The organism is Protofrankia coriariae (assembly GCF_001017755.1).
In the GTDB taxonomy this organism is placed as follows: domain Bacteria; phylum Actinomycetota; class Actinomycetes; order Frankiales; family Frankiaceae; genus Protofrankia; species Protofrankia coriariae.
Window position 1 is genome coordinate 81,750 of the sequence record NZ_JWIO01000016.1, and the last position, 15,937, is coordinate 97,686.

A 15,937-nucleotide genomic window follows, 5' to 3' on the forward strand; every position below is an offset into this window, starting at 1 on the left:
CGCCGTCTGCCGGCAGCCGCCGTGCGCGTTTTCTGACGTGCGCCGTATGGGATAAAACCTCCACCATTCCACCGGACATCACGTGCCCATCGAAATGTTAGCCGATGATCGGCGCTCCATCCGGGGCCCGGCGAAACAGATCTGTTTGTCCGATGGCATACCGGTGTCCTTCTTTCTGGATCGTTTCCGGGTCGGGTTCCGGTCGTTCTCGACTGTCGTGAGTACGGGTGTTTGTCCATCGTGCCGTCGCGTCGGTCGATCACGCTGTGTCGATATACCATGCCGCTAGGGTTGCAGGATGTCGTGAATGTCCGGTATTACTGTCACGTTGCGTTACTATCATCCAGTCGACTGATCCGGTCGGGGCGGTGCGACGGTGAATCCGCCGGCGGGTTACCGGTGACGCGAGCGTGTTCGTTCCACCGGCTTGCCGCCGGCCCGGAACGGGCGCGCCGGGAAAACATGACGAGAAAAAGGAAGAAAAAGGATGCGAGCCACGACCGGGAATCTGAAGACCACGGTGGGCCGGGAGGAACTGCGTGCCCTCGTCGCGGATGCCCTCGAACGGTCGCCGGCCGAGGTGACCGACGAGGCCGACCTCGTCGGCGAGTTCGGCCTCGACTCGCTCGCGGCGCTGGAGATCGTGGTGCGTCTTGAGAAGCTCTACCGCATCCGGGTGAAGGACGAGGAATTCGCCGGCATCACCTCGCTGGACAGGATCCACGACCTGCTGACAGCCAAACTCAAGGAAAGCTGACACCACTCGGGACTCGAGGAGATCTGGAGAGCTGACACTGCCCGGGCGATATCCGTCCGGCCGTCGTGGCGTGGTGACCGGACGGACGGACGGGCGGGGCCCGGCCTGCCGGACCGGTCACAGCGGGAGGACCGGTTACAGCAGGCGGACCGGGGCACCGTCGTGCCAGGCGAGGATGTTCTCGACGATCTGTTCGTAGAACGTCCGGTAGCTGTCGGTGGTGACGTAGCCGATGTGGGGGAGCAGCAGGGTGTTGCGCAGCGTCCGCAGCGGGTGGTCGACCGGGAGGGGCTCGACGTCGTAGACGTCCAGGCCGGCGCCGGCGATGCGCCGCTCGCGCAGGGCGGCCAGGAGCGCCTCCTCGTCGACGATGGGCCCGCGGGAGGTGTTGACCAGGTAGGCCGACGGCTTCATCAGGGCGAGATCGGCGGCGCCGACCAGGCCGCGGGTCGTCTCCGACAGCGGCATGTGGATGGTGATCACATCGGAGTCGGTGAACAGTTCCTGTTTGCTGACGGCACGCACGCCGTGCGGGGCGGCGCGTTGCGGGGTCAGGTGCGGTGACCAGGCGATGACCGACATCTCGAATGCCTGCGCCAGCCTGGCGACCGGTGTGCCGAGACGGCCGAGGCCGACGACACCGAGGGTGTGCCCGGCCAGGCCGGGGCCGATGGTGTGCTGCCAGCCGCCGGCCCGGACGGCGGCGTCCTCCTGCGCGAAGTTCCGGGTGAGCGCGATGATCATTCCGATGGTGAGTTCGGGCATCGCGTTGCCCCACCCGGTGGTCCCGCAGACGGTGACGCCCTGTTGCCGGGCCGCGTCGAGGTCGATCGCCGCGTTGACCATCCCGGTGGTGACCAGCAGCCGCAGCGCGGGCAGCGCACGCAGCAGGTCGGCCGGGAACCGGGTCCGTTCGCGCATCGCGACGACTATTTCGCTGTCGCGCAGGCGCCGAACCAGCATGTCGCGGTCGGGGATGTGTTCGTCGACCACCTCTATCGGGTAGCGGTCGCGCACCGCGGACCAGTCGGCGCTGCTGAGCGCCACCCGCTGGTAGTCGTCCAGGATCGTCACCGTCGGCATGGAAGTCAGCCCACCACCCGGCCGTGCCGCTCGCCGCCCGACCGGCAGCCGGCTATGCCGCCGCCTGACCGGGAACCGCTCGGCCCGAGGCCTGACAGGTATCCGCTCGGCCCGAGGCCTGACCGGGAACCGCGTGGACGACCGACCGACCGGGCTGCCATGACCTTCGCCGGCGTCGGGCGGCCACGGTACGCCACCACGCTCGCCGCGGTCGCTGTCGCCGCGGTCGCTACGGAACGGGCTTCGCTCATGGCTGCTCCTGGTACGACCCGGCCGGAGGACTGGAGGATGTTCGTTACGTTACGGCTCCGGGACAGGGCGGGTACCGCGGGCCCCACCGGTCCGCTGATCGGGCCTGGCGCCCTCTCGGTGGCCCGGGGCCTCGGCCACCTCGGGCCGTGGCCGGGAAAATGCCTTGACCTGAAGTCAGGTTCAGCTCGTAGTGTTCTTGTGCGTCGGCGGGGTGGTGACCGTTCGTCGCCCGTGCGGTCACCGGCCCACCGGTCGGTCCGGTCGGTCCGGGTACGCCGATCGGTCCGGGGACGTACGGGTCGAACGGGGTGAGCGGGGCGGGCGGCGGTGCGGGGCGGTGCCGCCCCGGTCGTGCGGATGGCACCGCGGCACGCCGCTGCCCGGCACGCCGGTATGACAGCGTTGCCACCGTTCGGACTATCGTTCCGCTTCGCCTCGCCCTGCCGCGGAGAGAGACTGCATGCTGATCCGACTTCTGCGGGCCCGCCTGGGCCCCTATGCCCGGCCGATCGAGATCCTGGTCGGCCTGCAACTGGTGGCGACCATCGCCATGCTGTACCTGCCGACGCTGAACGCCGACATCATCGACCACGGGGTGGTCGTCGGCGACACCGGTTACATCCTGCGCACCGGCGGGATCATGCTTGGCGTCACCGTCGTGCAGATCCTCTGCTCCGGTACCGCGGTGTACTTCGGCGCCCGGACCGCCATGGGGTTCGGCCGGGACGTCCGGGCGGCCGTGTTCGACCGGGTGCAGTCGTTCTCCGCCCGCGAGATCGGCCGGTTCGGCGCACCGTCCCTGATCACCCGGGCCACGAACGACGTCCAGCAGCTCCAGATGCTGGTACTGATGATCTTTACGTTGATGGTGTCCGCGCCCATCATGTGCCTGGGCGGTATCGCGCTGGCCCTGCACCAGGACGTCGGGCTGTCCGTCCTGCTCGTCGTGATCGTGCCGGTCCTCGGTGTGATTATCAGCCTGGTGGTGCGCCGGATGCGGCCGCTGGGCCGGGCGATGCAGGAACGCCTCGACACCGTCAACCGGATCCTGCGGGAGCAGATCAGCGGGTTGCGGGTGATCCGCGCGTTCGTCCGGGACGACCACGAGCAGCGGCGGTTCGGGGTGGCCAACGCCGAGCTGACCGACGTCGCGCTGCGGTTCGGCCGGTTGATGGCGCTGATGTTCCCGCTGGTGCTCATGGTGGTCAACCTCGCCAGCGTGGCCGTGCTGTGGTTCGGCGCGCACCGTATCGACGCCGGCCACATGCAGATCGGTGCGCTCACCGCGTTCCTCAGCTATCTCATGCAGATCCTCATGTCGGTGATGATGGCCACCTTCATGTTCATGATGATTCCCCGTGCCGAGGTGTGCGCGGAACGTATCCAGGAGGTGCTGGAGGCCGACTCCAGCCTGCTGCCGCCGGTGAACCCGGTGCGTTCCTTCGACCGGCACGGTGAGCTGGAGCTGCGCGGCGTCGGGTTCCACTATCCGGGAGCGGAGGCGGCGGTGCTGCGCGGGATCGCCCTGCGGGCCCGGCCCGGCCGGACCACCGCGATCATCGGCAGCACCGGCAGCGGCAAGACGACGCTGCTCGGCCTGATCCCGCGGCTGGCCGACGCCACCGAGGGCGCGGTGCTCGTCGACGGAGTCGACGTCCGGGACCTCGACCCGGCGCTGCTCGCCACCACCGTCGGGCTGGTCCCGCAGAAGCCGTACCTGTTCTCCGGCACCATCGCGACCAACCTGCGCTACGGCGACCCGGACGCCACCGACGACCAGTTGTGGCAGGCCCTGGAGATCGCGCAGGCGAAGGAGTTCGTCGAGGCCATGCCCGACGGCCTGGACACCGTGATCGCCCAGGGCGGGACGAACGTCTCCGGCGGGCAGCGGCAGCGCCTGGCGATCGCCCGGGTGCTGGTCCGCCGTCCGGAGATCTACCTGTTCGACGACTCGTTCTCGGCCCTCGACTACGCCACGGACGCGCGCCTGCGGGCCGCGCTCGCCCAGGAGACCGCCGGCGCGACCGTTGTGATCGTCGCCCAGCGGGTCGCCACCATCCGCGACGCCGACCAGATCATCGTGCTGGACGCCGGCGAGATTGTCGGTACCGGCAGCCACCATCAGCTGATGGCGGGCAACACCACCTACCGGGAGATCGTTCTCTCCCAGCTCACCGAGGAGGAGGCCGCGTGACCAGTCCGGCACCAGCGGCACCAGCGGCGGCGGCGGCGCCGCGCCGGGGTCCGGCGCCGATGGGCGGTCCGGGCCGCTTCTTCATGGGTCATGGCGCGGCGGAGAAGTCGATGGACTTCTCCGGGTCGAGTCGCCGGCTCCTCGGCCTGCTGCGCCCGCAGTCCCACCTGTTCGTCGCGGTGATCGTACTGGCGACGATGAGCGTCGGGCTCACCGTGCTCGGCCCGCGGCTGCTCGGGCAGGCCACTGACCTGGTGTTCGCCGGGATCTTCAGCCGGCAGCTGCCGGCCGGCACGTCGAAGGCCGAGGCCGTCGCCAACCTGCGCGCCACCGGCCACGGCACCCAGGCCGACCTGCTCGCCTCGCTCGACGTCACTCCCGGCCAGGGGATGGACTTCGGCGCCATCGGCTCCGTGCTGCTGTGGGTGCTCGTCGTCTACGTGCTGGCCGGGCTGTGCGGCGTCGGGCAGGCCAGGCTCACGAACCTGGGGCTACAGCAGGTGATCGGCACGCTGCGCGCGGACGTACAGGCCAAGATCTCCCGGTTGCCGCTGCGCTACTTCGACCGCCAGCCCCGGGGTGAGGTGCTCAGCCGGGTCACCAACGACATCGACAACCTGCAGCAGAGCCTGCAGCAGAGCCTGTCGCAGATCATCGCGTCCGTGCTGACCATCGTCGGCGTCCTGTCGATGATGATCTGGATCTCCTGGGTGCTCGCGTTGATCGCGGTGGTCGCGGTACCAGTGTCGATCATCGCCGCGACGCGGATCGGGAAGCTGGCTCAACCGCAGTTCGTCACCCAGTGGAAGGTCACCGGCCGGCTCAACGCGCACATCGAGGAGATGTACACCGGGCACGCGCTGGTCCGGGCCTTCGGCCGCCAGCAGGAGTCCGCGCAGACCTTCCGCGACTTCAACGAGCAGCTCTACGCCGCCAGCTGGCGCGCACAGTTCATCTCCGGGCTCATGCAGCCGGCGATGATGTTCATCGGGAACCTCAACTATGTGCTGGTGGCGGTCGTCGGCGGGCTGCGGGTTGCCTCCGGTTCGCTGTCGATCGGCGAGGTGCAGGCGTTCGTCCAGTACTCCCGGCAGTTCAGCCAGCCGCTGTCCCAGGTCGCCAGCATGGCGAACATGGTGCAGTCCGGGGTCGCCTCGGCGGAGCGGGTGTTCGACCTGCTCGACACCGCCGAGCAGGCACCCGACCCGGTCGTCCCGGCACACCCGGGGCGGCTGCGTGGCCGGATCGCCTTCGAGCACGTCGCGTTCCGCTACGAGCCGGACAAGCCGCTGATCGAGGACCTGTCGCTGATCGCGGAACCCGGGCACACCGTCGCGATAGTCGGCCCGACCGGCGCCGGCAAGACCACCCTGATCAACCTGCTGATGCGCTTCTACGAGGTCACCGGCGGCCGGATCACCCTGGACGGCGTCGACATCGCCACCATGTCGCGCGAGGAGCTGCGGGCGAGCATCGGCATGGTGCTCCAGGACACCTGGCTCTTCGGCGGCACCATCGCCGAGAACATCGCCTACGGCGCCGAGGGCGCCACCCGGGAGCAGATCGTCGCCGCGGCCACCGCCGCGCACGTCGACCGCTTCGTGCGCACCCTGCCGGACGGTTACGACACGGTGCTCGACGACGAGGGCGCCGGCGTCAGCGGCGGGGAACGGCAGTTGATCACCATCGCCCGGGCGTTCCTCGCCGAGCCCCTGATCCTCGTCCTGGACGAGGCGACCAGCTCGGTGGACACCCGCACCGAGGTCCTGATCCAACGGGCCATGTCCACCCTGCGGGCCGGGCGTACCGCGTTCGTGATCGCGCACCGGCTGTCGACGATCCGGGACGCGGACACCATCCTGGTGATGGACAACGGCGCGATCGTCGAACAGGGCGACCACACCAGCCTGCTCGCCGCGGGCGGCGCCTACGCCCGCCTCTACCAGGCCCAGTTCGCCCAGGCCGTCGCCGAGGTCTGAGCTGTTCAGGGTGTGGCCGCCGAGGTATCGTGCCGCTGCGATGTGAACTGCCGAGACGGTGCGCCGTCGGCGCAGCGGGCCGAGACTGGCCCCGGCCCTGGCAGGTGCCGAGTGACGCAGGCGATCAGCGTAGCGGACAACAGCAGGACACGATCCGTGCCTCATCTGATGGGACAGGCTGTCCCATCAGATGAGGCACGCCTGTCCCATCAGATGAGGCACGGGCCGTAAAGTCGCCGCTGGCGGCCCTTGTCCCGAGGCAGTGGAAGGCCCTGCTCCGAGGCCGTGGGGAGGGTGGTGGCCGGTGCGGCGGTTCAACACGGCGGGCCCCTGCCTGCCGGAGTACCACTACATGGTGCCGGCGTTGTCACGGCTGCCGGAGGCGCCCGGGCTGGTCGAGCAGTCGGGATATTTCGTGGTGCACGCCCCGCGGCAGACGGGGAAGACGACGGCGTTGCGGGCGCTGGCGCGGGAGCTGACCACCGTCGGCCGGTACGCGGCGCTGCACTTCTCCTGCGAGCTGGGTGAGGCCGTCGGCGACGACTACGGCGCGGCGCAGCTCGGCATCCTCGGTGAGATCCGTCGGCGTGCCGAGCTTGCTCTGCCAGCGGAACTGCATCCGCCGGTGTGGCCGCAGGCATCCGAGGCGGACCTGCTCGCTGCCGCGCTCGCGGCGTGGGCACGGGTGTGTCCGCGGCCGTTGGTGTTGTTCTTCGACGAGATCGACGCGTTGCGCGGGCAGAGCCTGATCAGTGTGCTGCGGCAGCTGCGGGCCGGGTTCGCCGATCGTCCGGCGGCATTCCCGGCATCGGTGGCGCTGTGCGGGCTACGCGACGTCCGCGATTATAAAGCCGCCTCTGGCGGCGATCCCTCGCGATTGGGCACGTCCAGCCCGTTCAACATCAAGCTGGAGTCGTTGCGGCTCGGGGACTTCACCCCGGACGAGGTCGCCGAGCTCTACGCCCAGCACACCGCCGACACCGGCCAGGAATTCACCCCTGCCGCCGTCGACCGGGCAATCGAACTCACCGCCGGCCAACCCTGGCTCGTCAACGCCCTCGCCCGCGAAATCATCGAGAAGATCCCCGTCTCGGCCTCCGAAACGATCACTGTCGACCATGTGGACCAGGCCAAGGAACGCCTCATCCTCACCCGCGCCACCCACCTCGACTCCCTCGCCGCGAAACTCGCCGAGCCCCGCGTCCGCCGCATCCTCGAACCCGTCCTCGCCGGCACCGTGACCAACCTCGACACCTACGACGACGACCTCACCTACACCCGCGACCTCGGACTGATCGCACCACGCAACCCCGTCCGCGTCGCCAACCCCATCTACCAGGAAGTCATCGCCCGGGTCCTCACCGACGGCGTCGAAGCCGTCGTCTTCGCCGACCCCCGCACCTTCGTCCTGCCCGACGGCCGCTTCGACCTGGCGAAAATGCTCGACGAATTCACCGAGTTCTGGACAGAAAGCGGCGAGATCCTCGCCTCCGGCCGGCGTTACCCCGAAGCCGCCCCCCAGTTCGTCCTCATGGGTTTCCTCCAACGCGTCGTCAACGGCGGCGGCTACGTCACCCGCGAATACGGCATCGGCCGCGGCCGCATCGACCTGCTCATCCGCTGGCCCTACACCACCCCCGACGGCAAACGCCACTGGCAACGCGAAGCCCTCGAACTCAAGGTCCGCCGCGCGGGCGAGGCCGACCCGCTGCGCCGCGGCCTGATCCAGCTCGACGGCTACCTCGACCGCATCCACCTCGACTACGGCGTCCTCGTCCTCTTCGACACCCGCCCCGACGCCCCACCCATCACCGACAGAACCACCATCACCACCATCCCCAGCCCCGCCGGCCGCACCATCACCCTCCTGCGCGCCTGACATCCCGGTCCGTGACGCGGGAAGACAATCAGGAGACCGTCGTGAGGGGCGCGCCGGAATGTCATTCGGATGGTGCGCGTCAACGGGCTATCGGCCCGGGAAGCGGGGCGGGGTGGTCGGCCGCACACGGCCGGCCAGCGAGGCCCTGACACGGTCGATCAGGATCTTTTCGGCTTCCTCTTTTGCAAGGCCGACGAGGTCGATGTAGACGATGCCGCCGAGGAGGCCTTCCGGGGCGCAGCGCTCCACACGAACCGGCAGGACCCTCCGTTTCTCGCCATCCGGATCCCCCCGCCAGAACGCCTGCCATTCGGCGGTACCGAACTTCGAGTTCTCCAGGTAGTCGGGGGAGAGCACCGCAAGCACCCGGGCTGCCTTGGTCACCCCTTTCTGCATTTCGTTCACCCAGTTCGCCCCGGGCACAAAGTCCCACGCCTGGACGAGGATCCGGTAGCCGGCCTCCTCCAGCGCCCACGAGATCCACTCGGCCCATTCCCGGTCCGCGCCGGTGTAACTCACGAAGAAATCATAGTCATATGCTGGCACCGCATCTCCTGATCTTCGCAGAACCGACGAACCTGCTGATAAGATACGACAATCGTGACGGTCACACATGCAGCGGGTGTTCGGGAGGATTGCTACTCCTGCGTGCGCAACGCGTCGCTGGACGCTCTGCCGCCGCGGGAGCGGATCCTGCTCGGGCCCGGCTGGCGGGTGGTGCACGCGATCCGGGCTGCGCTGCCCGGCTGGCTGGTGGTCGTCGCGCGCCGGCATGTCACCTCGCCGGCCGAACTGACCGCGGCGGAGGCATCCGAACTCGGTCTGGTGACGTGGCGTCTCAGCCGTGCCCTGATCGACGTGACCGGGTGTGCGAAGACGTATGTGGCCGCGTTCTCGGAGGCCGAGGGCTTTACTCATCTGCATGTCCATGTCATTCCGCGGTCGGCGGACCTGCCTGCCGCCGACCGTGGCCCCGCCGTCTTCTCCTACCTGCGCCGGCCACCGGCCGAATGGGTTTCGCCTGACGCGATGGACAGCCTTGCGCAGGCCCTTACGGCATCCCTCACGTCCATTTCACAGCGCTGATGCGGCCGTTGACGCTACCCTTCGCTGGCCGTTAGTCAGAGTCACCGATCTCGATCTGGAAGAGTCGGGACAGGGATATGCCGGAGGATCAGGGCGATGTCGGACCGGGTTCTGCCGACAGCCCCGCGGAGTTCCTGGGGATGGTGACCGGCAACGTATGCGTTCGAGTGCGGCGCGGGCCTGGGCCTGCCGTTCGGGGTTGGCCAAATCGGGGTGGCGTCGGTACGCCTCGGCTTTGACATCCTGCCAGCGCCGTCCAGCACTCACGGGCCTGTCTCCCTGTCCTTTGCCGCCCTTCTTACCGGGTTGTGTCGTCGTTCCACGGGTTGATCAGTGGGATTCCCAGGTGGGCGAAATCCCGGGTGTTACGGGTGGCGAGAGCCAGGTCGTGCGCCGTGGCCGTCGCGGCGAGGAAGCCGTCGATGACCGGCACCGGTCTACCGTTACGGTCGCCGTCCGCCATGAGCATTCCCCAGGCGTCGGCTATCGGGATGTCGACGGTGAGGATGCGGTCCGCGAAACGGGGTACCAGGTCCGCGTCCAGCCATGCAGCCAGGTGCGTCCGCCGGTTGCCGGCCGAGAGGCGTTCGATCCCTCGGCGGATCTCCGCCAGCGAGAGGACGCTGATGAACGCACGGTCTTCGTCCAACTCGTCGATCCAGCGGACGAGGGCGGGGTCAGGGCGTGGCCGCGCCCGTTCCGACAGGACGTTGGTGTCGAGAAGGACGTTCACAGGCCGATGCCAGGGGAGGTTTCCCGTGGGCGCTGGATGAGGTCGGCCACCTCGCCGAGCGGTGATGCGGCGAGGAAGTCGCCCAGGGTGCCGCGGCGGCGTGTTCTGCGTTCCCATTCCTCGATGGACACCACGACCGCTGTCCGGTGCCCGTTACGGGTAATTGTCTGGGGTCCTTCGGAGGCGGCCCGGTCGAGCATCTCGCTGAAGTGTGCCTTGGCGGACGCGGCCGTCCACTGGCTCGCTGGTTCGGTCATGGCGAACCTCCGGTCAAGTAGGTCAGACTAGTCATAGTAGTCATGCAGCGGGCATGCCGCCAGGCCCGGACCGTCCCGTGGGATAGGTGTCGTGTGAGTGCTGGTCGCGATCTTGGCTGGGACGGCTGTCTCAACGTTCGTGACCTCGGCGGTCTCCCCACCCAGGATGATCGCCGGTTGCGCCGCGGGGCGCTCGTCCGTTCGGGCAGCATCGACCGGCTGAGCACGGCAGGCTGGTCCGCGCTGTGCTCGCACGACATCCGTACGATCATCGACCTGCGCAACGACGACGAGATCGTGCCATCCGGCAGGTCCTCGCGGCGAGGAAGACGTCCACACGCGAGGCCGTTCTCGCCACGCTGGCCGCCGTCGACGTCCCCGTCTACCTGCGCTCCGCCGGCGTCCCCGCCGATATCTGTCTTCGGTGATATCGCTGTTTACGGATAGCGGCGTAGTACTGGTCAATGGTGATACCGCCGGGTGAGTACCAGGTGGTCGCGGCGCGGGACCTCGGCGCGGCGATCAAGCACTTCCGAACCTCCGCCGGGGTGACGCAGGTGGCCGCGGCCGAGGCGATGGGGGTCGGACAGTCCTATATCTCGTCGCTGGAGGCGGGCAGGTTCGGCAGTTCGCTGACCCACGCGTTGCGGCTGTTGCGGTTCGTCGGGTGCGAGGTCGTCGTCCGGCCGCGGCGGGCCCGTGGCTGATCACCTGGTGGCCTGGCTCTACGGGACTCCTACGGCGGTCCTGACGCCTGGACCGGAGTTCCGGATCACGCTGGAGTGGCGGGCCGAGGCGGTGGAGCGGTGGGGAGCGGGCAGCCCGGCGCTGTCGGTCGGGCTACCCATCGGGGCGGTGATCGGCCCTCGGGACACGCGGGGTCTGGACTTCTTCGAGAACATCCTGCCTGAGGGGCCGACGCTGCAACGGATGGCGGCTATGGCCGGGGTACGCCCAGCCGACACCTACGGGATCCTGAAAGCGTTCGGCCGCGACTGCGCTGGCGCGATCCAGGTGCTACCCGAGGGCGAGGAGCCGGGCGACGTTCACCACGGCCGTGGGCAACGCCGACGCGCATGCCAAGAACTTCTCGATCCTGCACGAGGCTGACGAACCGACCGTCCGCCTCGCCCCGTTGTATTCAGTGAGCATCTTCCGGAGTGGATATTCTTAAATCCCTTCCGCTGGCCGCAGTCGTTCACCGGGTTGGCGGGGTACTCCCATCCGATCGTCGATCGGCGTTTTTGATCTAGGTCTTCTTTGCGTGGGCAGGGGTGGGCCCTATCGCATTCATGGTTCTACCAGACCCTGCCGCGGCATCTGCCGTGCACGCCGACCAGCATGTCAATCCTGTGGTACCGGCCAACTCAATGATCGATGAGTGTGAGGTTCTGGCCCCGCCAGCGACCGCACTACGCGGGACGAGCCCCTGTGGATGTACGAGCCCTTGTGGGATGATGTACGGGTGCGTTGCGTGGCATACTCCGCGACTATGGGTGATAGGGGGATGCGACCGGCGGCGATCCGGTGACGGGCGGGCAGCAGGAAGAGGAACCGACGCCGCGGTGGGATTTCTTCATCTCCTACACCGGTGTCGACCGAGGCTGGGCGGAGTGGGTGGCCTGGCAGCTGGAGGCCGCCGGGCTACGGGTGCTGATCCAGGCGTGGGACTTCATTCCGGGTTCGAACTGGGCAGTGCGGATGCAGCAGGGGGTCAGCCAGGCGGACCGCACCATAGCTTTGCTGTCTGAGGCCTATCTGACGTCGATCTACGGCCAGGCGGAGTGGCAGGCCGCGCAGGCCGCGGATCCACTGGGCTTCGCCAGCAGGCTGGTCCCGATCCGGATCACGGACTGCCCCCGGCCGGGGCTACTGGGGCAGATCGTGTCGTTCGATCTGTTCGATGTGCCCGCGGCGACCGCTGCCGCCCGGCTGCTCGAGCAGGTGAGGATTCTGCGGGCAGGACGGGCGAAACCCCCTGCCGCCCCGGTTTTTCCCGGCCTCGCCGATACGCCCGGCAGTACTACCGTGCTCACGTCCCCGCCGAGGACGCCGGGAGGGAGACAGTCCGTTCCGCCGCGGGCACCTGGCCAGCTCGCACGTGGGACACCGGTCCGCCGCGCGGTGCTTCACCACGGCAGCCAGCTCTCCCGCGCGCTCGGCGCTCCCGGGATCCGCGCGGTGATGTGGTCGCCGAACGACCGGCTGCTGGCCGCTGGCAGCGACGACAGCACCGTGACTGTGTGGGACGTGGCCAACCCCGTGAACACCTGCTTGCCACCGGCAGCGTGGACAGCACGGTGACCGTGTGGGAGGTGACCAGCATCGCGGCCCCCACCCGCCGCGCCACCCTCACCGACCACCGAGACTGGGTGGAGGCGGTGGCATGGTCACCGGACGGCCACCTGCTTGCCACCGGCAGCGCGGACAGCACGGTACAGCTGTGGGGGATGGCCGACCCCGCGAGCCCCGCCCGTCGCGCCACCCTCACCGACCACCGCGGTCCGGTGGAGGCGGTGGCATGGTCACCGGACGGCCGCCTGCTCGCCACCGGCGGTGCCGACTGGACGGTGATCGTGTGGGAGCTGCCCGATGCCCGGTAAATGGTCGTTGTACAGGGTGAGTGCGGCCGGGCAGGCCGTAACCGTGAGGCCGGAGTGTTGGAGATCCGGCCACGCGACGCCCGGATAGCTCTCCCCACGGGCAGTGATGTCGAGATCGCCTTCGGGATGAGCACGTCCAATCCGGCCGCCGTGGTGGCCGCTGTGGTGGCGGCACAGGAGCAGTCCGAGATCGCGAAGGACTGCCGTCGAGACCGGCCGCGGGCAGGCACGGCCGGCTGTCGGCGGCTTGGCCGTCGGTAGTCCGTGGTCAGGGCTTCCAGGGGCCGATGCCGCCGACGCGTTCCGGGGTGATCCGCAGGACGTAGCCGGGGGGTGGGTCGGGGATCGGTGACGGAGGGGCGTCCGGCCCAAGGTAGATCCTGGTGAGTTTCGCGAGCAGTTCGGGCGCGCCGCCTTCGGTGACCTTCGCGCGCCCGTGGACGACCAGGTAGTGGTCGAGGCCGCCGTCCTCGCTCCCTTCGGCCTCGATCGACAGCGCCACCCGTGGGTCCCGCTGGAGGTTGCGGAGCTTCTGGTACAGCCCCAGGTGGGCGGTGACGATCTCGTCGCCATCGACGCCCACCCACACCAGGGTGATCTGAGGGCTGCCGTCCGGGTTCAGGGTGACGAGATGGGCCAGCCGCCCGGCCGTCAGTGCGGCCCGCACGGGGTCGGTCAGCAGAGTCATGTGTTCCACGTCCTCCGGATGGGAGAAGGCGCGGCACGGGTCGAGCCGCTGGTTGTGACTGCAACAGTTGTATATCAAAACCGACCTGGCTGTTCCCGGGAGAGTCGGTCGTCTGCCGGCCTCCCCTGTCGGCGTCTCCGTCAGAGAAGGGTCCGCCGGAGAAGCAGGGAGACGCCCGGTCGGGAGCCGCGCGTGCCGTATCCTCCCGGTACCTCCGCCGCCGGACTTCCCGCCCCGTCGGCGCGTGTGTCCTGGCCGACGACCGGCTGCCGGCAGGTCGCCACCGGCCGGTCGTCGAATGGCGCCGTCGGTTTCGAGGCCTGTCCGAATCCGTTGTGGATCTTGAAAGTCCTGTCTGCCGTGGGCAGACCCGCGGCTTCCGGCGGTTTCGCGGTGGAAAACTGTGTGTGGTCGGCACGCCGGGGTCGGCAGCCGATTCCGCCCAGGTGGGAAAATGCATTCCGTACGAGGAGGAAAATCCGCATGGAACGCCCACGAATGCAGTCGGGAAATGGCTACCAGGTTGACGACGCGGTGTTCAACCGCCTGCTGCGCAGCCGTATCGTCTTCCTCGGGTCGGTGGTCGAGGACGCTGTCGCCAACGAGATCTGCGCCAAACTGCTGCTGCTGTCCGCGGAGGACCGCGAACGCGACATCCAGCTCTACATCAACTCACCGGGCGGCTCGGTGAGCGCGGGGATGGCCATATACGACACCATGCAGTACGTCACCAACGACGTGGTGACGGTGGCGCTCGGCTTCGCCGGGTCGATGGGGCAGTTCCTGCTCTGCGCGGGCGCGGCCGGCAAACGATACGCGCTCGCGCACGCCCAGGTGATGATGCACCAGCCGTCCGGTGGGCTCGGTGGGACGGCGAGCGACATCGCCATCCAGCTCGAGCAGACGCTTTACACGAAACGGACGATCCAGGAACGCATCGCCTTCCACACGGGGCACACCGTCGAACAGATCGAGCGTGACTCCGACCGGGACCGCTGGTTCACCGCGCGGGAGGCCAGGGACTACGGGTTCGTGGACCACGTGGTGACGGCGGCGACGGATCTGCCACGCCCGCGGTCAACGGGCTGAGTGGGCCGTCCGCGCCGGAGCCGACACCGACAGCCGTCGTTGCCGGGTGTACGTCGGGACACATCGGCCCGTCCGTGTGATCCATCGGGGTCCCCGGCGGCCGCGCGGGGATCCGCCGGAGCACCCCGTTGCCAGGCACTGCGGCGTACGCACGGTGACGTTGGGGGGAGCACCGGGCAGGTCGGGGGGAGCGCTGCGCACGGTGACGGGTACCGTCTCGGACTCGAGGTGGCGCAGATCGTCCAGAACCTCGTCAAGCAGGTCGCTGAGACGGATGTCGAGGGCCCGGCACAGCGCAGCCAGCACCTCTGAGGAAACCTCTTTCCGGCCACGTTCGATTTCGGACAGATACGGAACCGACACGTTCGCGGTCCGCGCAACCTCACGCAGGGTGCGTCCCTGCCGTAGGCGGGCGCGACGCAGGATGACGCCTATCAGACGGCGCAGCAGAAGCATCGAGCCTCCCGCTCCCGGTGATCCCCGTGACGATGATCCGACAGATGATGATCCGACAACGACGGGCCACGGGCCGTGGCCGTGATCCGCCACCATCGAAGCACATCTCCGGCGCCCCCGGCGTGCCGAGGCCGTGCCCGTTGAGCTGTTCGTCCGTCGAGTTGTTCGGTTCGGATGAGCTGTTCGGCTCAGATGAGTTGTTCGGCCCAGATGGTTTTGCCGGTGCGGTTGTAGCGGGTGCCCCAGTGGTGGGTGAGCTGGGCGATGAGGAACAGGCCGCGGCCGTTTTCGTCGAGGGTGCGGGCGCGGCGCAGGTGGGGGGCGGTGTTGCTGGTGTCGGAGACTTCGCAGATGAGGGTGCCGCGGTCGCGGATGAGGCGGAGGTGGATGGGGCCGGTGGTGTGGCGGATGGCGTTGGTGACCAGTTCGCTGACGACGAGGGTGGTGGTGGGGATGGCGTCGGGGAGGTTCCAGGTGGTGAGTTGGCCGGTGGTGAGGGTGCGGGCGTGGGCGACGACGGCGGGGTCGGCGGGTAGGTCCCAGGAGGCGACCTGGCCGGTGGTGAGGGTGTGGGTGCGGGCGAGCAGGACGGCGATGTCGTCGTCGGCGGGCCGGTCGGGCAGCAGGGTCTTGAGGATGTGATCACACGTGGCCTCGAGAGTAGGGGCCGGTGTGGACAGGGCGTGGCGGAGCATGTCGAGGCCGGTGTCGATGTCGCGGTCGCGGGATTCGATCAGGCCGTCGGTGTAGAGGGCGAGCAGGCTGCCGTCGGGGAGGTGGTGGTCGGTGGCTTCGAAGGGGAGGCCGCCGAGGCCGAGGGGGGGTCCGGGGGGGATGTCGAGGTAGGTGACGGTGCCGTCGGGGGTGACGAGGGCGGGTGG

The 15,937-nt window shown here is 68.8% G+C and carries 20 protein-coding genes; 13 read left to right on the forward strand and 7 right to left on the reverse strand.

The window, feature by feature from the left end; translation table 11 throughout:
* Nucleotides 1-487: 487 nt before the first annotated feature.
* Nucleotides 488-757 carry an acyl carrier protein gene (locus FrCorBMG51_RS12055; protein ID WP_047223162.1) on the forward strand — a complete coding sequence of 90 codons (270 nt, stop codon included), beginning with the start codon at nucleotides 488-490 and terminating at the stop codon, nucleotides 755-757.
* A 135-nt stretch (nucleotides 758-892) separates the two neighbouring features.
* Here the strand turns inward: FrCorBMG51_RS12055 and FrCorBMG51_RS12060 are convergent, their stop codons facing one another.
* Nucleotides 893-1,840 (reverse strand): D-2-hydroxyacid dehydrogenase family protein, encoded by a 948-nt coding sequence (locus tag FrCorBMG51_RS12060; protein ID WP_047223163.1) that lies wholly within the window; start codon nucleotides 1,838-1,840, stop codon nucleotides 893-895.
* 712 nt (nucleotides 1,841-2,552) lie between these two features.
* On the opposite strand from FrCorBMG51_RS12060, the gene FrCorBMG51_RS12065 reads away from it, so the two are divergent.
* The 3 genes from FrCorBMG51_RS12065 to FrCorBMG51_RS12075 all read left to right on the forward strand — a co-directional run bounded on the left by FrCorBMG51_RS12065 (nucleotide 2,553) and on the right by FrCorBMG51_RS12075 (nucleotide 8,144).
* Nucleotides 2,553-4,286 (forward strand): ABC transporter ATP-binding protein, encoded by a 1,734-nt coding sequence (locus tag FrCorBMG51_RS12065; RefSeq protein ID WP_047223164.1) that lies wholly within the window; start codon nucleotides 2,553-2,555, stop codon nucleotides 4,284-4,286.
* 59 nt (nucleotides 4,287-4,345) lie between these two features.
* Nucleotides 4,346-6,265, forward strand: a complete 1,920-nt coding sequence (locus tag FrCorBMG51_RS12070) for an ABC transporter ATP-binding protein (RefSeq protein WP_047223165.1) — start codon at nucleotides 4,346-4,348, stop codon at nucleotides 6,263-6,265.
* 304 nt (nucleotides 6,266-6,569) lie between these two features.
* Nucleotides 6,570-8,144 carry an AAA family ATPase gene (locus FrCorBMG51_RS12075; protein ID WP_235433516.1) on the forward strand — a complete coding sequence of 525 codons (1,575 nt, stop codon included), beginning with the start codon at nucleotides 6,570-6,572 and terminating at the stop codon, nucleotides 8,142-8,144.
* Nucleotides 8,145-8,231: 87 nt separating this feature from the next.
* Here the strand turns inward: FrCorBMG51_RS12075 and FrCorBMG51_RS12080 are convergent, their stop codons facing one another.
* On the reverse strand, nucleotides 8,232-8,663 hold the full coding sequence (locus FrCorBMG51_RS12080) for a toll/interleukin-1 receptor domain-containing protein (protein ID WP_235433517.1): 432 nt from the start codon (nucleotides 8,661-8,663) through the stop codon (nucleotides 8,232-8,234).
* A gap of 81 nt (nucleotides 8,664-8,744) precedes the next feature.
* Between FrCorBMG51_RS12080 and FrCorBMG51_RS12085 the strand changes: the two genes are divergently transcribed.
* Complete coding sequence (locus tag FrCorBMG51_RS12085; RefSeq protein ID WP_047223167.1) at nucleotides 8,745-9,230, forward strand: HIT family protein; 486 nt, start codon at nucleotides 8,745-8,747, stop codon at nucleotides 9,228-9,230.
* 298 nt (nucleotides 9,231-9,528) lie between these two features.
* On the opposite strand, the gene FrCorBMG51_RS12090 is transcribed toward FrCorBMG51_RS12085, so the two are convergent.
* The gene (locus FrCorBMG51_RS12090) at nucleotides 9,529-9,963 is read right to left on the reverse strand and encodes a type II toxin-antitoxin system VapC family toxin (protein ID WP_047223168.1); all 435 of its coding nucleotides are present in this window, start codon (nucleotides 9,961-9,963) and stop codon (nucleotides 9,529-9,531) included.
* On the reverse strand, nucleotides 9,960-10,220 hold the full coding sequence (locus tag FrCorBMG51_RS12095) for a type II toxin-antitoxin system prevent-host-death family antitoxin (protein ID WP_047223169.1): 261 nt from the start codon (nucleotides 10,218-10,220) through the stop codon (nucleotides 9,960-9,962). Before FrCorBMG51_RS12095 ends, FrCorBMG51_RS12090 begins: the two co-directional genes overlap by 4 nt.
* Nucleotides 10,221-10,313: 93 nt before the next feature.
* On the opposite strand from FrCorBMG51_RS12095, the gene FrCorBMG51_RS26740 reads away from it, so the two are divergent.
* The 7 genes from FrCorBMG51_RS26740 to FrCorBMG51_RS12120 all read left to right on the forward strand — a co-directional run bounded on the left by FrCorBMG51_RS26740 (nucleotide 10,314) and on the right by FrCorBMG51_RS12120 (nucleotide 13,084).
* Nucleotides 10,314-10,667 (forward strand): tyrosine-protein phosphatase, encoded by a 354-nt coding sequence (locus FrCorBMG51_RS26740; protein WP_076843550.1) that lies wholly within the window; start codon nucleotides 10,314-10,316, stop codon nucleotides 10,665-10,667.
* Between the two features lie 17 nt (nucleotides 10,668-10,684).
* The gene (locus FrCorBMG51_RS12100; protein WP_083731092.1) at nucleotides 10,685-10,927 is read left to right on the forward strand and encodes a helix-turn-helix transcriptional regulator; all 243 of its coding nucleotides are present in this window, start codon (nucleotides 10,685-10,687) and stop codon (nucleotides 10,925-10,927) included.
* The gene (locus FrCorBMG51_RS12105; RefSeq protein WP_047223171.1) at nucleotides 10,920-11,330 is read left to right on the forward strand and encodes a HipA N-terminal domain-containing protein; all 411 of its coding nucleotides are present in this window, start codon (nucleotides 10,920-10,922) and stop codon (nucleotides 11,328-11,330) included. The genes FrCorBMG51_RS12100 and FrCorBMG51_RS12105 overlap by 8 nt, the downstream gene beginning before the upstream one ends.
* Nucleotides 11,278-11,394 carry a HipA domain-containing protein gene (locus FrCorBMG51_RS33760; protein ID WP_200902419.1) on the forward strand — a complete coding sequence of 39 codons (117 nt, stop codon included), beginning with the start codon at nucleotides 11,278-11,280 and terminating at the stop codon, nucleotides 11,392-11,394. Before FrCorBMG51_RS12105 ends, FrCorBMG51_RS33760 begins: the two co-directional genes overlap by 53 nt.
* A gap of 353 nt (nucleotides 11,395-11,747) precedes the next feature.
* Complete coding sequence (locus tag FrCorBMG51_RS26750) at nucleotides 11,748-12,524, forward strand: TIR domain-containing protein (protein WP_086055408.1); 777 nt, start codon at nucleotides 11,748-11,750, stop codon at nucleotides 12,522-12,524.
* Nucleotides 12,509-12,823 (forward strand): WD40 repeat domain-containing protein, encoded by a 315-nt coding sequence (locus FrCorBMG51_RS12115; RefSeq protein ID WP_052914607.1) that lies wholly within the window; start codon nucleotides 12,509-12,511, stop codon nucleotides 12,821-12,823. The genes FrCorBMG51_RS26750 and FrCorBMG51_RS12115 overlap by 16 nt, the downstream gene beginning before the upstream one ends.
* A complete protein-coding gene (locus FrCorBMG51_RS12120) occupies nucleotides 12,824-13,084 on the forward strand; it encodes a hypothetical protein (RefSeq protein ID WP_047223172.1) in 261 nt (86 codons plus the stop codon).
* 7 nt (nucleotides 13,085-13,091) lie between these two features.
* Here the strand turns inward: FrCorBMG51_RS12120 and FrCorBMG51_RS12125 are convergent, their stop codons facing one another.
* Nucleotides 13,092-13,511, reverse strand: coding sequence for a PPOX class F420-dependent oxidoreductase (locus tag FrCorBMG51_RS12125; protein ID WP_047223173.1), 420 nt, complete (start codon nucleotides 13,509-13,511; stop codon nucleotides 13,092-13,094).
* A 483-nt stretch (nucleotides 13,512-13,994) separates the two neighbouring features.
* Here FrCorBMG51_RS12125 and FrCorBMG51_RS12135 point away from each other — a divergent pair, with 483 nt between their 5' ends.
* Nucleotides 13,995-14,600 carry a ClpP family protease gene (locus FrCorBMG51_RS12135; protein ID WP_047223175.1) on the forward strand — a complete coding sequence of 202 codons (606 nt, stop codon included), beginning with the start codon at nucleotides 13,995-13,997 and terminating at the stop codon, nucleotides 14,598-14,600.
* Here the strand turns inward: FrCorBMG51_RS12135 and FrCorBMG51_RS32840 are convergent.
* Nucleotides 14,589-15,056: a helix-turn-helix domain-containing protein gene (locus tag FrCorBMG51_RS32840; RefSeq protein ID WP_047223176.1), complete on the reverse strand. Its 468-nt coding sequence runs from the start codon at nucleotides 15,054-15,056 to the stop codon at nucleotides 14,589-14,591. The two genes, FrCorBMG51_RS12135 and FrCorBMG51_RS32840, sit on opposite strands and share 12 nt — an antisense overlap.
* A 188-nt stretch (nucleotides 15,057-15,244) precedes the next feature.
* Nucleotides 15,245-15,937 (reverse strand): SpoIIE family protein phosphatase (locus FrCorBMG51_RS12145; RefSeq protein WP_047223177.1); only part of this gene is annotated, 693 nt, incomplete at its 5' end.

Excerpts from the sequence above, each read along its gene's own strand:
- FrCorBMG51_RS12055 (WP_047223162.1), top strand. The coding sequence starts at position 488 with ATGCGAGCCACGACCGGGAATCTGAAGACCACGGTGGGCCGGGAGGAA.
- FrCorBMG51_RS12060 (WP_047223163.1), bottom strand. The coding sequence starts at position 1,840 with ATGCCGACGGTGACGATCCTGGACGACTACCAGCGGGTGGCGCTCAGC.
- FrCorBMG51_RS12065 (WP_047223164.1), top strand. The coding sequence starts at position 2,553 with ATGCTGATCCGACTTCTGCGGGCCCGCCTGGGCCCCTATGCCCGGCCG.
- FrCorBMG51_RS12070 (WP_047223165.1), top strand. The coding sequence starts at position 4,346 with ATGGGCGGTCCGGGCCGCTTCTTCATGGGTCATGGCGCGGCGGAGAAG.
- FrCorBMG51_RS12095 (WP_047223169.1), bottom strand. The coding sequence starts at position 10,220 with ATGACCGAACCAGCGAGCCAGTGGACGGCCGCGTCCGCCAAGGCACAC.
- FrCorBMG51_RS12100 (WP_083731092.1), top strand. The coding sequence starts at position 10,685 with ATGGTGATACCGCCGGGTGAGTACCAGGTGGTCGCGGCGCGGGACCTC.
- FrCorBMG51_RS12120 (WP_047223172.1), top strand. The coding sequence starts at position 12,824 with ATGGTCGTTGTACAGGGTGAGTGCGGCCGGGCAGGCCGTAACCGTGAG.
- FrCorBMG51_RS12125 (WP_047223173.1), bottom strand. The coding sequence starts at position 13,511 with ATGACTCTGCTGACCGACCCCGTGCGGGCCGCACTGACGGCCGGGCGG.
- FrCorBMG51_RS12135 (WP_047223175.1), top strand. The coding sequence starts at position 13,995 with ATGGAACGCCCACGAATGCAGTCGGGAAATGGCTACCAGGTTGACGAC.
- FrCorBMG51_RS32840 (WP_047223176.1), bottom strand. The coding sequence starts at position 15,056 with ATGCTTCTGCTGCGCCGTCTGATAGGCGTCATCCTGCGTCGCGCCCGC.